Source organism: Micromonospora xinjiangensis (genome assembly GCF_056150165.1).
Genome location: NZ_JAXCFO010000003.1, coordinates 41,292 through 55,532, shown reverse-complemented (window position 1 = coordinate 55,532; position 14,241 = coordinate 41,292). Strand labels below are relative to the sequence as shown.

Genomic DNA, 14,241 nt, shown 5'->3' with positions numbered 1-14,241 from the left:
ACTCCCGTTCACCGGGCGAGGATAGCGCCGCCTGTCGGTACGCCTCCGGTCAACCGGGGTTCATCAGACCGTCACCCGGGCAGGGCGGCGAGATCGGCCAACATGCCCAGCCGCTCGTCCGGGGTGAGCGCGGTGAACGGGCCGGCCGCACGGCGGTCCGTCTCCTGCTCGATCGCCGTCCGCTCGGGGCCGGGCGGCAGGGCGGCGACGCTGAGCGCGGTGTGCCCGGCGGCGGCCCCGGCGGCGGCGTGCGCGTCGGCCCGGTGGTGGCGCAGGGTGTCGAGCCGGTTGAGCAGCAGCACTCCGGGCGGGGTGCCGTCCGGCTCGTGCGGCGGCGACATCGCGGCGAACGCGGCCCCCGCCGATCCGGGCTGCTCGGCGGCGAGCAGCAGCCCGTACGCCAGGAGCCGGCCGAGCGCCTCGACGACCCGGACGACCCGCTCCTCGTGCCCGGCCCAGAGCTCCGCGGTCACCTGGCCGTGCAGGCGCCAGAGCTCGTCGAGGAAGGCCAGTCCGCGCTCCGTGGCCACGAGCGCGCCGTCCGGCCGACGGTGCAGCATCCCGTACGCCACGTGCTTGTCCAGCGCCCGCCGGCACTCCGCCGCGTCCCGGTACCGGGTGACCGCGGTGAACCCTGGGGCGTCGATCAGCCCTCCGGGTTCGGCGAACCGGGTGCGGAACTCGACCAGGAATTCGGTCGCCGCCGGCCCGCCGTACCGCTGGCTCAGCTCGGCGCCGCCCCCCTCCCGCCCGGCGCGCAGGCCGGCGGCGAGGGTCCGGTCGACGGCCGGTGCGACCAACCCGGCGAACCGGTGCGGCGCCAGCTCGACGGTGTGGTTCACCGACCCATCGCGCGCAGGGCGGCGAACGCCTCCTCCGCGATCCGGCGGATCAGCCCGTCGTTGACGTCCCGGTGCTCGTCCAGCAGGGTCACGTCCTCCTCGGCGAGCCAGCGGAACTCCGTGTGCTTGCCCACCTCCAGCCGGGGCCGGTCGAGATCGCCCTCCACCTCGACGAGCCAGTCGCTCTCGATCCGCTCCAGGCCGTCGTCACCCACGTAGCGGTACTCACCGACCGGGCGGAGCACGCGCGCGACATGCCAGCCGGTCTCCTCGATCACCTCGCGCCGCAGGGCCGCCTCGACGTCCTCACCGGGCTCCAGGTGGCCGCCCACCACGTCCCAGCAGTTGGGGAAGAGGCGTCGGTCCGGGGACCGGCGCTGGAAGAAGATGCGGCCCTCGTCGTCGACGATGAGCGCGCCGGCGCAGCGCAGAGGCTCGGTGGACACGCCCCGACAGTAGCGAGCCGCCGGGCGCGTCGGCGATGCCGAGGTCTTGTTCCGTTAACATCGAACGCCCACTATGTCCGTACCGGATGCCACCGTCCCACAGGGGTGATGCGTGATGCAGGTACGGGAAGCGATGTCGAGCCAGGTCCTCGTGGTCGGTCCGGAGCACACGCTCCGGCAGGCGGCCCGGATGATGGCGGCCCGCCGGGTCGGCTCGGCCGTGGTGATCGACCCTGATTCCGAGGGCATCGGGATCATGACCGAACGAGACGTGCTCAACGCGATCGGGGCCGGGCTCGACTGCGACGTGGAGCGCACCGGCTCCCACCTGACCTGGGACGTGGTCTACGCCGGCCCCGACTGGACGATCGAGGAGGCCGCGGCGGCGATGGCCCGGGGCGGCTTCCGCCACCTGGTGGTGCTGGACGGGCGCGAGGTGGCCGGGGTGATCTCCGTACGCGACATCGTGCGGGTCTGGGCGGGCAGCCGGATGGCGTCGACCGGCTGAGCGGCGAGGCGGGCCCGGGGCGGGACAGTGCCGGTGGCCGGGCGCAGCACGACCCGCTCGACCTTCCGGTCCGACTTGCCGTCCCGCGGGCCCCGCCCAGGTCACCCGACCCGGTGGCTCAGGATGCGGACATCGCCGTGCCGTCGGCGTAGCCGCCGGGGCCGCCCGTACGCTCAACAGCCATGACCGCCGAGCAGCTGATCTCCTTCGCCCGTGGAGCTCCCTCGCTGGACATCGTCGATGTCGAGGGGCTCAAGGCCGCCGCCGTCCGCGCGTTCGACGCCGACCCCGCGGGGGTCACGGCGTACGGCACGTCCGTGGGGTACCCACCCCTGCGGAAGTGGATCGCGGAGAAGCACGGGGTGGCACCGGAGCAGGTGCTGATCACCAACGGCTCCCTCCAGGCCGACGCGTTCCTCTTCGACCACCTGGTCCGGCCGGGCGACGCGGTCGTCGTCGAGCGGCCGACCTACGACCGGACGCTGCTCAACCTCAAGCGCATGGGCGGCGAGCTGCACGGCGTGACGATCCAGCCGGACGGCCTGGACACCGCGGAGCTGCGCAAGCTGCTGGAGTCCGGGGTCCGCCCCCGGCTGGCGCACGTCATCCCGAACTACCAGAACCCCGCGGGCGTGACGCTCTCGCTGGAGAAGCGGCGCGAGCTGCTCGACCTGGCGGCGGAGTACGAGTTCACGATCTTCGAGGACGACCCGTACGCCGACATCCGGTTCCGGGGCGAGCCGCTGCCGTCGATGCTCTCGCTCGACACCCGCGGCGTGGTGGTGCACGCCTCCAGCTTCACCAAGACGGTCTGCCCCGGGGTGCGGGTCGGATACCTGGTCGGCCCGGCCGACCTGATCGCCGACATCGCGAAGAAGGCGACAAGCCTCTACATCTCGCCGGGCATGGTGTCCGAGGCGATCGTGTACCAGTTCTGCGTCTCGGGTGAGATCGACCGCTCGATCGAGACGGTCCGGGCGGCGCTCGGGGAGCGGGCCCGGGTGCTCGCCGAGTCGCTGCGGCGCCACCTCCCGCAGGCCCGGTTCGTGGAGCCGGACGGCGGCTACTTCCTGTGGGTGGAGTTCCCCGAGGACGTGCTGGTCGACCGGCTCACCCCGGCGGCCGCCGAGCGCGGTGTGGCCGTGGTGAAGGGCAGCGACTTCGTCATCGACGGTGGTCAGCACGCGCTGCGGCTCGCCTTCTCGGCCGTCACCGCGGACAAGATCGATGAGGGTGTACGCCGACTCGCCGAAGCGGTGGAAGCAGTCCGCGGGTGAGTTTCTGTCGGATTCCCGACAGAAGGACGTTGTCGACCGCCCGGGGACTCCCGCCCGGGCGGACGGCGGCCCACAATGCTGCGAGCGTCATTCACGAGGTGTAGTGGAGGTCACCGCCCGGGCCTCGATGCCGGCCGAGCCGGCGCCGGGCGGGCTTCAGACCCGCGGCACCCGCGACGAGTGGCGTGACCAGCACAACCCCCGCCCCCAAAGGGCGCCGGGTGGGCCGCGTCGTCCCCTCACCCCCCGATGCGACCCGGCCCGCCCGGCGCCGCAACCCGACCGATCCGTCACGGGCAGTCACCGCCCCGTGCGGCGTACCCTGCAATCCGGCCTGCGGGCCGGGAGCGGCAGCCCCCAGCCGGCCGGACCGGCGGGTGGCGGAGCGTGGAGAGGGGGCGCGATGTCAGGTCGAGAGGATCGGGACCGGGGGACCACGCAGAACGGCGGGCGGCTGCCACGGCCGCGGGCCTGGGCGGCGCCGGTGCGCGCGATGACGCGCATCCTGAGCACGGACGGCACCCCGCGCGCACCCGAGCCCGCCGAGTCGGGGCACAACGCGGTGGTCGACTGCGCGCTCTACGTCGACGGCAAGCGGCAGCCCGGCGACTGGAACTACGCCGACGCCCTGGCCGCGGCCCGCCAGCAGGACCACGGGTTCGTCTGGCTCGGGTTGCACCAGCCGGAGCTCGACGAGATGAGCGCCATCGCAGCCACGTACGGGCTGCACGAGCTGGCCGTCGAGGACGCCGTGAAGGCGGCGCAGCGCCCGAAGCTCGAACAGTTCGGTGACGTCAGCTTCCTGGCACTGCGTACCGCCCGCTACTGCGAGCACACCGAGCTGACCGAGCACTCCGAGGTGGTGGAGACCGGGCAGGTGATGCTCTTCATCGGCCCGAACTTCCTCATCAGCGTCCGGCACGGCGACGCCTGCCGGCTCTCCCCGGTACGCGCCGACCTGGAGAACAAGCAGGAGCTGCTCCTCCACGGGCCCTGGGCGGTCGCGTACGCGATCACCGACCGGGTGGTCGACCTCTACCTGGAGGTCGCCGACAAGATCGAGGACGACCTCGACACCCTGGAGGCGCAGGTCTTCGACCGCAACGGGAGCGGTCGGATCCAGCGGATCTACCAGATGAAGCGGGAACTGGTGGAGTTCAAGCGGGCCGTGGTGCCGCTGCAACGTCCGCTGCTGACGCTGACCTCACAGGTCAACCGGGAGGTGCCGAAGGAGATCCGGCGCTACTTCCGGGACGTGCAGGACCACCTCAGCCGCACCGTCGAGCAGGTGAACTCCTACGACGACCTGCTCAACTCGATCCTCCAGGCGCGGCTCGCCCAGGTCACCGTCGACCAGAACAACGACATGCGCAAGATCGCGGCGTGGGCCGCCATCGCCGCCGTCTGGACGGCGATCGCGGGCATCTACGGCATGAACTTCACGTACATGCCGGAGCTGGACTGGAAGTACAGCTACCCCGTCGTCTGGGCGCTGATGCTGGGCTTCTCCTACACGCTGTACCGCTGGTTCCGCCGCAACGGCTGGCTCTGAGCCGCCCACAACGGATGGCTCCGAGCCGACCGCGGCGGCGGTGCGACGCCGCGGGGAAGCGGAAGCGCCGGCGTTGCGGGTCTCCCCGCCTCGCCGGCGCTCTCCGCTGAGGCCGCGGTCAGCGGCGCCCGTTCGTCCGGGCGGTGTCCTTGCCCATGGCCTTCGTCAGGTCGTCCGCCGGGCGACCGGAGACGTCCTTCGCCCCCTCGGCCACCGAGGGGACCTTCCCGGTCGGCTGCACCTTCGACGTGCTGCTCGCGGTGCTGGCCGGCGTGGTCGAGGCGCTGGGCCCGCCGGCCACCGCCGAACTGCCGGCGCCGGTCGGGCCACCGCCCATTCCGGAACTGCTCGCGTCCGCCATCTTCGCGCCCCCCGGGGTCGACCGGGTCTGCACCTCGATGGTGTCGACCTCGTCCCGCATCGGCTCCAGCGTGCGGGTGGGGTCGTACTCCGCCCACTCCTGCTGTTCCCGGCGGCGCCGCGCGGCCATCATCCCGGCCACACCGGCGATGGCGCCCGCGGCCAGCAGACCGGTCATCATCCGGCCGCGACCCCGCGACTGCTTCTTCTTCCCGCTGATCCGCATGTTCTTCGACTTCGCCTTCCTGGTCATCGAACCCGCCTGCACGGCGCCGTCGCGAGCGGCGGCGGCGAGCGGTGCGAGCGAGGTGAGCGTCGTCCCCCAGCCGGTCGCGGCGCGGTCACGCAGCTTCGCCGCCGTCGGTCCGACGTGGTCGCGGGCCGCCTGGACCCGCGGGCCGACCGTCGCGCCGGCGCCCTTCGCGGCGTACGTGGCTGCCTGCATCAGGTGACTGATGCTCTGGTCCAGCTCGACCTTCGCGAGCTGCCCATGGGACTTGCGCCGCCCCATTCCAAACACGGTCCCACCTCCTGGGAGTTGTTCCTCCGTCATCCTCCACCCTCGGATGCCTCCGTGATGCCAGATCGGGCACATGGGAGGATCCGCATGGAACTGACCAACGAGTGAGGAGTACCCGTGGCCGAGTCCATCTACGCCACCCTGCACACCAACGCCGGCCCGATCCGGCTGGAACTCTTTCCGAACCACGCCCCGAAGACCGTCCGCAACTTCGTGGAGCTGGCCGAGGGCACGCGCGAGTACGTCGACCCCCGCACCGGCCAGCCGGGCAAGGGGCCGTACTACGACGGCACCATCTCGCACCGCGTCATCGCCGGTTTCATGATCCAGATGGGTGACCCGACCGGCACCGGTCGCGGCGGCCCGGGCTACAAGTTCGCCGACGAGTTCCACCCGGAGCTGCGCTTCGACCGGCCCTACCTGCTGGCGATGGCGAACGCCGGGCCGGGCACCAACGGCTCGCAGTTCTTCATCACCGTCGCCCAGACGCCGCACCTGAACAACCGGCACACCATCTTCGGTCAGGTGGCCGACGAGCAGTCGGCGAAGGTCGTCGACTCGATCGCCAACACCCCGACCGGCCCGAGCGACCGTCCCCTCCAGGACGTCGTCATCGAGCGGGTCGAGATCGAGCGCAACCCGTCCTGAGGCGCGCGCGAGGTACCTTTGCTCGCATGATTGAGCGCTCCGGAGGGTGGGCACGGTGAGCGAGTCGCCGCCGACCACCCCGGTCTGCTACCGACACCCCGGCCGGGAGACGTACGTCCGCTGCACCCGCTGCGACCGGCCGATCTGCCCGGACTGCATGCGGGCGGCGTCGGTCGGGCACCAGTGCCCGGAGTGCGTCAACGAAGGACGTCGTAGCGTGCGGCCGGCGCGTACCGTCTTCGGCGGCGGTGCCGCCGGCCGCCACGGCTACGTCACCAAGATCCTGATCGCGATCAACCTCCTGGCCATGATCGCCTCCATCGCGAGCGACCGGGGTGGCGACGCGGCCGTGGGCGGCTCCGGCTTCGGCGGGCTGCTCGGCGGTTCCACGCCGCTCACCCTCTGGGGCGGCGTGCTGGGCTACGCCTCGTACGTCCCCTTCGGGCCCGTGCACGGCATCGCGGCCGGCGAGTGGTACCGCCTGGTCACCGCGATGTTCCTGCACTACGGCCTGCTGCATCTGCTGCTGAACATGTGGGCGCTGTGGGTCCTCGGCCGGGATCTGGAGGCGGTGCTCGGCCGCGTCCGGTTCCTCGCGCTCTACCTGATCGCCGGCTTCGGTGGCAACGTCGCGGTCTACCTGGTGACGGACCCGCGGAACAACCCGACGGTCGGCGCGTCGACGGCCATCTTCGGTCTCTTCGCCGCGGTTTTCGTGATCATGCGGCGGCTCGGCCGGGACACCTCAGCGATCCTGCCGATCCTCGTCATCAACCTGATCTTCACGTTCACCGTGCCGGGGATCTCCATCGCCGGGCACCTCGGCGGCCTGGTGATCGGCGCGCTGATGGGTCTGGTGCTCGCGTACGCGCCCCGGTCCCGTCGGTCGCTCGTGCAGTTCGGCGGCGGCGCGGTCATCGTGCTGATCCTGCTGGGGCTGGCCCTGGTCCGGACGGCCCAACTCCTGGCCAGCTGACCGCCGACTCAGGGCCGGCCCGCACCCCGCGCCCTCGACGGGCGCCGACTGCCGTCGCGCCGGTGCGTGACCCCGGTCACGCGCCGGCGGCCGTGCGCGCCACACGCAGCAGCCGGGCCACCTCCCCCGGCTCGGCGCCGAGGTCGTACCGGCTGAACAGGTGCAGGGACTCGCCGGCGTCGATCTCCAGCGTCTCGGTGGCGAGGCCCAGCCGGGACCGGCGGTCCACGGTGATCGCCGCGATCGCCGTCCAGGGCAGACGCCGATGCCCGGCGAACCCGTGGATGACCGTGACCCCGGTGTTGTCGGCCGCCAGCCGGACCGGCGCCACCAGGTCGCGGGCCGCCCAGGCGGCCAGCGCGGCGGCGGCCAGGCAGGCCAGCGCCAGGCGCACCGGATCGCCGTCGGCGAAGAGCAGGCCGATCGAGACCAGCAGGACCGCCGCGGCGAGCTTCGCCGCGGGCAGGATCGCGGGCACCCGCCACTGCCGTACCGGGAACGTCTCCTCCACCCGCCCAGCATGCCAGTGCGCGGGTGGCCGGCGGTGCCGCACGATGGCGTGCCCTGGGGCGCGACGCCGGGGCCGTGGAGGACGTAGGATCGGGGGCAGCCCAAGTTACCGGGGAGTAGTCATGAGTGACGCGGTCATCGTCGGCGCGGTACGCACCCCCGTCGGGCGGCGCAAGGGCAGCCTGGCCGGCGTGCACCCGGTCGACCTCTCGGCGCACGTGCTGCGCGCGCTCGCCGAGCGCACCGGCATCGACCCGGCGCAGGTCGACGACGTCGTCTGGGGCTGCGTGTCCCAGGTGGGTGAGCAGTCCTGGAACATCGCCCGCAACGGTGTGCTGGCCGCCGGGTGGCCGGAGTCGGTGCCGGGCACCACTCTGGACCGGCAGTGCGGCTCCAGCCAGCAGGCCCTGCACTTCGCCGCGGCGACGGTGCTCTCCGGTCAGGCCGACCTGGTGGTCGCGGGCGGGGTCGAGTCGATGACGCGGGTGCCGATGGGCTCCAGCGTGGCCGGCGGGATGCCGTTCAGCGACACGATCCGTGACCGTTATCGGGGCGTGGAGGGCTTCGCCGAGGATTCGCCGCTCCCGTTCAACCAGGGCGTCGGCGCCGAGCTGATCGCGCAGCGGTGGCGCTTCTCCCGCACCCAGCTCGACGAGTTCGCGCTGGCCAGCCACGAGAAGGCGGCCGCCGCGCAGGACGCGGGCGCGTTCGACCCCGAGCTGGCCCCGGTGGTGCTCGGCGACGGCGGCAAGTTCGCCGTGGACGAGGGCATCCGCCGGGACACCTCCCTGGAGAAGCTCGCCGAGCTGGCCACCCCGTTCCGGGCCGACGGCGTGGTGACCGCCGGGTCCGCGTCACAGATCTCCGACGGCGCGGCCGCGCTCGCCGTGACCACCGGCGAGTGGGCCAGCCGCCACGGCCTCCGCCCGCTGGCGCGGATCCACACCGCCGTCGTCGCCGCCGACGACCCGGTCGCCATGCTCACCGCGCCCATCCCGGCCACCGCGAAGGCGCTGCGCCGCGCGGGGCTGGGCATCGAGGAGATCGGGGTGTACGAGGTGAACGAGGCGTTCGCCCCGGTGCCGCTGGCGTGGCTGGCCGAGACCGAGGCGGACCCGGAGCGCCTCAACCCGCGCGGCGGGGCCATCGCACTCGGGCACCCGCTCGGTGCCTCCGGCGCCCGGATCATGACCACCATGCTCCAGCACATGCGGGACAACGGGATCCGCTACGGGTTGCAGACCATGTGCGAGGGCGGCGGCATGGCCAACGCCACCATCGTGGAGCTGCTCTGACGCCCGTCCCCGGCAGCGTCGCCCGGCCGGCTCGCCGAACTCCCGACCTCCGACGAGGGCTGGGCCGCGGTCCCGTCCGCGAATGTCGGACAGGCGGTGCGACGCGGGACGTGGAAGTTGCAAAATCTCGGCGTGACCCACGTCACCCACCTGTGGGCGTCGTTGGGCAGGTCATGGACGTCTTCTCCCGAACGTTCCTTCCGGCCGCCGCCGAGGCCGGGCTGGCGGTGCAGACCGTCAGCCGGCACATGCCCGTCTTCCGCCGCTGCGTCGGCTCGGGCGACGCCACCATCCTCGTCTCCCGGTGCAGCCGCCCCGACCGTCCGGTCGGCGGCGAGTACCTGCTCCTGCTCACCCACCGGCGACTCGTGGTCACCCAGCAGACCCGGGTGCTGCACCGGCTCCGCCTGCACCTCAACACCGAACTGCGCGAACTCAGCAACGTCACCTGGAGCCCCGACGCGCGCCTGCACTCGGTCGAGCTGGCCGCCACCGCCATCGACGGCGTCCGCGAGCGGTTCCTGATCCGCACCAGCCACCCGAAGCAGGTGTGGCAGCTCGACGCCCTGCTCAACCACGCCTTCCGCACCCGGCTGCGGACGGCCCGGGAACGCATCGTCGCCACCATCGGCGAGGCTCCGTCCGGTGCCCGGCCCGCCGCCCTCCGGCCGGCCGCCGTCCGCTGAGCCGTCCGGCGCGCCTTACCTGATCCGAACATCCGCCGGCCGCGCCGCGGGCCTCCGGTCGGCAATCATGGGCGTGTGACCCACGACCCGCCGCAGCGTGGCCTCGTCCTCGTGGTCGAGGACGAGCCCGCCATCGCCGACCTGGTTCGGCTCTACCTCGGCCGGGACGGTTTCGGCGTACACCTGGAGCGGGACGGCGACGCCGGCCTGGCCGCCGCCCGCCGGCTGCGTCCGGTGGCCTGCGTGCTGGACATCGCCCTGCCCGGTCTGCCCGGGACGGAGGTCTGCGCGCGACTGCGCGAGGCCGGTGACTGGACCCCGGTCATCTTCCTGACCGCTCGGGACGACGAGGTGGACCGGATCGTCGGCCTGGAGCTGGGTGCGGACGACTACGTCACCAAGCCGTTCAGCCCTCGCGAACTGGTCGCCCGGGTCCGCGCGGTCCTGCGGCGCTCGGCCGGCCCGCCGGACGCCCGGGACCGGCCCCGCGTCATGGGGGCGGTGGCGCTCGACCCGGCTCGCCGCACGGTGACCGCCGCCGGCGCCCCGGTCCAGCTCACCTCGACCGAGTTCGATCTGCTCGCCCATCTGATGGCGCGCCCGGGGCGGGTCTTCACCCGCGAGGAGCTGCTCGCCGCGGTCTGGGGGTACGCCGCCCACGCCGGTACGCGCACCGTCGACGTGCACGTCGCGCAGGTGCGCGCGAAGCTCGGCGCGGCCAGTGTGATCCGCACCCACCGGGGCGTGGGGTACGCGGCCGATGCCTGAGCCGGCCGACCCTCGCCGCCCGCCTGACGCCGCACCGCCCACCGTGGCGCTGCCGGTGCTCGGCGCGGCGGGGCAGCCGCCGCCCCGCAGCCGGTTGGGGCGCACCCTGACCGCCCGGGCGGTGCTGGTCACCTGCGCGGTGGCGCTGGTCTCCGTGCTGGTCACCGCGATCGTGGCGGTGCCGCTCGCGGTGCGCGGCGCCGAGCGGCGCGACCGGGAGGCGCTGACCGCGCAGGCCCGGCTGGCCGCCGAGGTGCTGCGGACCCGGCTGGACCGCGGCCGCACCGCGGACGAGGAGCGGCTCATCCGCCAGCTGCGCGCGCTCGGCGTGGACGCGTTCCTGATCCGGGGCGGCGTCGCGGACCGGCCCGGCCTGCCGCCGCGCGTCGTCGAGCGGATCGCCGGGGGGCGCAACGTCTCGGCCCGCCGGCTCGTGGACGGGCGGCCGGCGCTCGTCGAGGGGCGGGCCCTGCCGAACGGCAACGGGGTGGTGCTGTCCCGGCCGGTCCCGGCCGGTCTCTGGGGACAGGTGCTGCGGGGTCTCTGGGCGCCCCTGCTCGCCGGTCTGGCCGCCGGCGTCGTGGCGGGGCTGCTGCTCGCCCGACGGCTGGCCCGGCCGATCCGCACCGCGGCGACCGCCGCGGCCCGCCTCCGCGCCGGCAACCGGGCGGTGCGGGTGCCGGTCGAGCCGCCCGACGAGGTGGCCGACCTGGCGTACGCGCTGAACGGGCTGGCCGCCGCGCTCGCCACGAGTGAGGGGCGGCAGCGGGAGTTCCTGCTCTCCGTGTCGCACGAGCTGCGTACCCCGCTGACCGCGATCCGGGGGTACGCGGAGGCCCTCGCGGACGGGGTGATCGGGCCGGACGAGGTGGCGGGCACCGGGCGCACCGTGCTCGCCGAGGCCGAGCATCTGGACCGGCTGGTCCGCGACCTGCTGGCGCTGGCCCGACTGGAGGCGGCCGATTTTCCGCTGGAACCGGCGCCGGTCGACCTGGCCCGGCTGGCCGCCGACGCGGAGCGGACGTGGACGGCCCGGTGCGCGGCCGTCGGCGTCGGCTTCCGGGTCGAGCGGCCGGACGGGCCGGTCCCCGCGTACACGGATCCGGGGCGGATCCGGCAGGTGGTCGACGGGCTCTTGGAGAACGCGCTGCGGGTCGTGCCGCCGGGGGCGCCGGTGGTGCTCGCCGTCCGTCCGGCCGGGCCCGCCCCGGCGTCCGGTGGCATCGTCGAGGTCCGCGACGGCGGACCCGGCTTCACCGACGACGACCTGGCGGTGGCGTTCGAGCGGGGCGCGCTGCACCAGCGGTACCGGGGGGTGCGGAAGGTGGGCAGCGGGCTCGGCCTGGCGCTCGCGGCCGGGTTGGTCCGCCGGCTGGGCGGCGAGATCGTGGCGGGGCACGCCGCCGAGGGCGGCGCGGCCTTCACGGTCCGGCTGCCCCCGGATCCTTACCTGAACCGAACATCGGTCTGACACCGCGCTCGTCCCGGTGCGCGAGGCTGGCGGCACCTGACGGACGAGAGGGAGAGTCATGGCTCGGTGGAGATTCACGACCGGCACGGCACTGCTCGCGGCGGTCACGCTCGGGCTCGGCGGGTGCGCTGCCGAGGTGGCCGGTCAGCCTGCTCGTGAGGCCGCGGTCGAGGTGACCGCCGCGATGGGCGCCGAGGGCCAGGCGCTCGCCGCGATGGGCTTCGACGCGGGCGACCTGGAGGTGGTGGAGGCGCTCGCGCCGGCCGCGCCGTCGGCGGCGCCCACGGCCACGGCGTCCGGCCCGCGCCGGGAGCGGGCCGAGCAGCTCCGCGAGCGCCGCAAGGCCCGCGTGCTGCTGCGCCGCAACACCCTGCACGGCGAGGTCGTGGTCACCGACAGGGACGGCGGTACGAGGACGATCGCCGTGCAGCGCGGCGAGGTGACCGCGATCGACGGCGACTCGATGACGGTGCGGTCCACCGACGGTTTCACGATGACCTGGCGGTTCGGCGACGACCTGCGGGTGATCGAGCGGCGGTCCTCGGTCCAGCCCGCGGCCCTGAAGGTCGGCGCCACGCTCGGCGTGGCCGGTGCCAAGAGCGGCGACGACGGGGTCGCCCGCCTGGTCGTCATTCCCCGCGCCGCCTGACCCGCGCTCCCGAGCCCCTCCACACTCCCGCGATGGTGCGGCTCGCGCCCTCGATTCGGGCCGGTCGCGGCTCGCGCCGGGTGCCGAGAGCGCACGGTCGCGGGAGTGGGGGAGGGCGACGGGGTCAGTAGACGCGGGAGCCGATGAAGTCGTCGTGGCCGTAGCCGACCGGGTCGGCGATGGTGCGGGACTCGAAGGACCACCGCTGCCGGGTGCTCGTCGAGCAGGTGGCCAACCGCAGCCGGGGCGTGCCGAGCAGCGGGTTGTCGAAGGCCACGCAGAGGTTGGCGTTGCCGGCGGGCTTGAGCTGGTTGCCCACGAAGACGAACTTCTGGTTCGCTCCGCCGTGGCAGTCGTAGATGTTCACGGCGGTGCCGCTGGTCAGCGACCCGTTGGCGACGTCGAGGCAGCGGTCGTGCGACAGCTCCGAGTGCAGCGACTGGCGGGTCGGGTCGTACCAGAAGCCCTGGTTGCGCCCACCGTGGCAGGCGTACGACTGTTGCTGCGTGCCGTTGCGTGAGTCGTACCCCTTGCCGTCCACGCAGGTGCCGGTGGCCGCGTTGCGCAGCTGCTTGAACTCGAACAGACCGGAGTAGAGCACGCCGGTGCCGGTGCTGGCCGGGTCGACGCAGGTGGCGTGCTGCTGGCCGGAGTGCCAGAACTGGGTGATGCACTGGGCGAACATGCCGTGCCCGCGGTAGTTGGGGTGGAACGACTGGCGGGCCGCGTTCTCGTCCCAGATGCCCAGCTCGATGTAGAGGCCGCGGACCGCCGTGCTGTCGGTGCAGACCTCGTGGCCGTGGAAGAGCCGGCTGGCGTCCAGGTAGCGGGTGCCGGTGTTGGCGGCGGCCGTCCGCAGCGCCGACTCGAAGAGCGGCACCGCCTTGTTGCGGGCGAACGCCATGTCGGCCAGGTAGAGCAGGCACCCGCCCGCGTACCAGCCGGGGAAGTCCGGGTTGTCCTCGACATCCGGGCTGCCCGGGCTCGGGTACGACATCAGCACCAACTCGTAGTCGCTGGCGAGGTAGCCGGCCTTGGTCATGGTGTTCCGGATGTCGGTGAGCGCGTCCTCGACGGCCTGCCGGCTGCCGTCGGTGCGGACCGTCCACTCGTCGGTGTAGGTCGGGTAGCACGGGCCCTGGAAGAAGACCCGCCGGATGGCGCAGTCGGTGGCGACCGGGCCGAACTGGATGGTGCCGTCACCGTTCGCGCCGACCACCACCCAGATCAGCTTGATGTGCGTGTTGCGCGCCTTGATCGCCAGGTAGTCGCCCTGGTTCAGCTCGTTGTGCTGGGTCGGCCCGCCGGCGATGAGGTTCCACGGGGTCGCCCCGGAGCAGGCGATGTTGTACCTCTCGTCGGCCGGGATGCCGGTACGGAACACCGCCTGGTCGTACGAGCGGTCGCACCAGTTGCCGGGTTCGTGGGTGCCGGGGACGTAGTTGCCGACCCCTTCCCCGGAGATCTCGCTGTCGCCCATGGTGACGAGCGCGGTGCGGCGTTGCTCGATGGGACGGATTCCCGGGCTTCCGTAGAGGGCGGTCGCCTCGGCGGCCCGGACGGCCTCGAGGTTCGCCGGGAGTGGCTGGACGGTCGGTCGGTCGGCCGCGGCGGCGGGGGTGGCCGGTCCGGCGAGCATCGGCAGGGCGAGAGCGGCGGCGACGACGGTGGCGAGGGCCCGCCGTCGGGTCCGCGTACGCCCGGCAGAGGTGACAGGCATCGACGCACTCCTT

At 73.4% G+C, this 14,241-nt stretch carries 15 protein-coding genes; 10 read left to right on the top strand and 5 right to left on the bottom strand.

Features of this window, described 5'->3' with window-relative positions:
* Positions 1 to 71: 71 nt before the first annotated feature.
* Positions 72 to 842: a hypothetical protein gene (locus tag SM573_RS12120; protein WP_474613508.1), complete on the bottom strand. Its 771-nt coding sequence runs from the start codon at positions 840 to 842 to the stop codon at positions 72 to 74.
* Positions 839 to 1,288 carry an NUDIX domain-containing protein gene (locus SM573_RS12115; RefSeq protein WP_474613509.1) on the bottom strand — a complete coding sequence of 150 codons (450 nt, stop codon included), beginning with the start codon at positions 1,286 to 1,288 and terminating at the stop codon, positions 839 to 841. The genes SM573_RS12120 and SM573_RS12115 overlap by 4 nt, the downstream gene beginning before the upstream one ends.
* A 115-nt stretch (positions 1,289 to 1,403) precedes the next feature.
* Here SM573_RS12115 and SM573_RS12110 point away from each other — a divergent pair, with 115 nt between their 5' ends.
* The 3 genes from SM573_RS12110 (at position 1,404) to corA (ending at position 4,625) form a co-directional block, all read left to right on the top strand.
* A complete protein-coding gene (locus SM573_RS12110; protein ID WP_474613510.1) occupies positions 1,404 to 1,796 on the top strand; it encodes a CBS domain-containing protein in 393 nt (130 codons plus the stop codon).
* A gap of 182 nt (positions 1,797 to 1,978) precedes the next feature.
* Positions 1,979 to 3,073 carry an aminotransferase-like domain-containing protein gene (locus SM573_RS12105; RefSeq protein WP_474616100.1) on the top strand — a complete coding sequence of 365 codons (1,095 nt, stop codon included), beginning with the start codon at positions 1,979 to 1,981 and terminating at the stop codon, positions 3,071 to 3,073.
* A gap of 403 nt (positions 3,074 to 3,476) precedes the next feature.
* Positions 3,477 to 4,625: a magnesium/cobalt transporter CorA gene (corA, locus tag SM573_RS12100; protein ID WP_474613512.1), complete on the top strand. Its 1,149-nt coding sequence runs from the start codon at positions 3,477 to 3,479 to the stop codon at positions 4,623 to 4,625.
* Between the two features lie 118 nt (positions 4,626 to 4,743).
* Here the strand turns inward: corA and SM573_RS12095 are convergent, their stop codons facing one another.
* Positions 4,744 to 5,538, bottom strand: a complete 795-nt coding sequence (locus tag SM573_RS12095) for a hypothetical protein (RefSeq protein WP_474613513.1) — start codon at positions 5,536 to 5,538, stop codon at positions 4,744 to 4,746.
* Between the two features lie 84 nt (positions 5,539 to 5,622).
* Between SM573_RS12095 and SM573_RS12090 the strand changes: the two genes are divergently transcribed.
* Positions 5,623 to 6,153, top strand: coding sequence for a peptidylprolyl isomerase (locus SM573_RS12090; RefSeq protein ID WP_474613514.1), 531 nt, complete (start codon positions 5,623 to 5,625; stop codon positions 6,151 to 6,153).
* A 55-nt stretch (positions 6,154 to 6,208) separates the two neighbouring features.
* Complete coding sequence (locus SM573_RS12085; RefSeq protein ID WP_474613515.1) at positions 6,209 to 7,129, top strand: rhomboid family intramembrane serine protease; 921 nt, start codon at positions 6,209 to 6,211, stop codon at positions 7,127 to 7,129.
* A gap of 76 nt (positions 7,130 to 7,205) precedes the next feature.
* Here SM573_RS12085 and SM573_RS12080 read toward each other — a convergent pair whose 3' ends face one another.
* Positions 7,206 to 7,640 (bottom strand): PH domain-containing protein, encoded by a 435-nt coding sequence (locus SM573_RS12080; RefSeq protein WP_474613516.1) that lies wholly within the window; start codon positions 7,638 to 7,640, stop codon positions 7,206 to 7,208.
* Positions 7,641 to 7,761: 121 nt separating this feature from the next.
* Between SM573_RS12080 and SM573_RS12075 the strand changes: the two genes are divergently transcribed.
* The 5 genes from SM573_RS12075 (at position 7,762) to SM573_RS12055 (ending at position 12,508) form a co-directional block, all read left to right on the top strand.
* Positions 7,762 to 8,934 carry a thiolase family protein gene (locus SM573_RS12075; protein ID WP_474613517.1) on the top strand — a complete coding sequence of 391 codons (1,173 nt, stop codon included), beginning with the start codon at positions 7,762 to 7,764 and terminating at the stop codon, positions 8,932 to 8,934.
* A 173-nt stretch (positions 8,935 to 9,107) separates the two neighbouring features.
* Positions 9,108 to 9,620 (top strand): hypothetical protein, encoded by a 513-nt coding sequence (locus tag SM573_RS12070; protein ID WP_474613518.1) that lies wholly within the window; start codon positions 9,108 to 9,110, stop codon positions 9,618 to 9,620.
* A gap of 75 nt (positions 9,621 to 9,695) precedes the next feature.
* Entirely contained in the window at positions 9,696 to 10,388 is a 693-nt protein-coding gene (locus SM573_RS12065; RefSeq protein WP_474616099.1) for a response regulator transcription factor, read from the top strand.
* A complete protein-coding gene (locus SM573_RS12060) occupies positions 10,381 to 11,859 on the top strand; it encodes a sensor histidine kinase (protein WP_474616098.1) in 1,479 nt (492 codons plus the stop codon). Before SM573_RS12065 ends, SM573_RS12060 begins: the two co-directional genes overlap by 8 nt.
* A 58-nt stretch (positions 11,860 to 11,917) precedes the next feature.
* Positions 11,918 to 12,508: a hypothetical protein gene (locus SM573_RS12055; protein ID WP_474616097.1), complete on the top strand. Its 591-nt coding sequence runs from the start codon at positions 11,918 to 11,920 to the stop codon at positions 12,506 to 12,508.
* 124 nt (positions 12,509 to 12,632) lie between these two features.
* On the opposite strand, the gene SM573_RS12050 is transcribed toward SM573_RS12055, so the two are convergent.
* Entirely contained in the window at positions 12,633 to 14,228 is a 1,596-nt protein-coding gene (locus SM573_RS12050; protein ID WP_474616096.1) for a ricin-type beta-trefoil lectin domain protein, read from the bottom strand.
* Between the last annotated feature and the right edge of the window lie 13 nt (positions 14,229 to 14,241).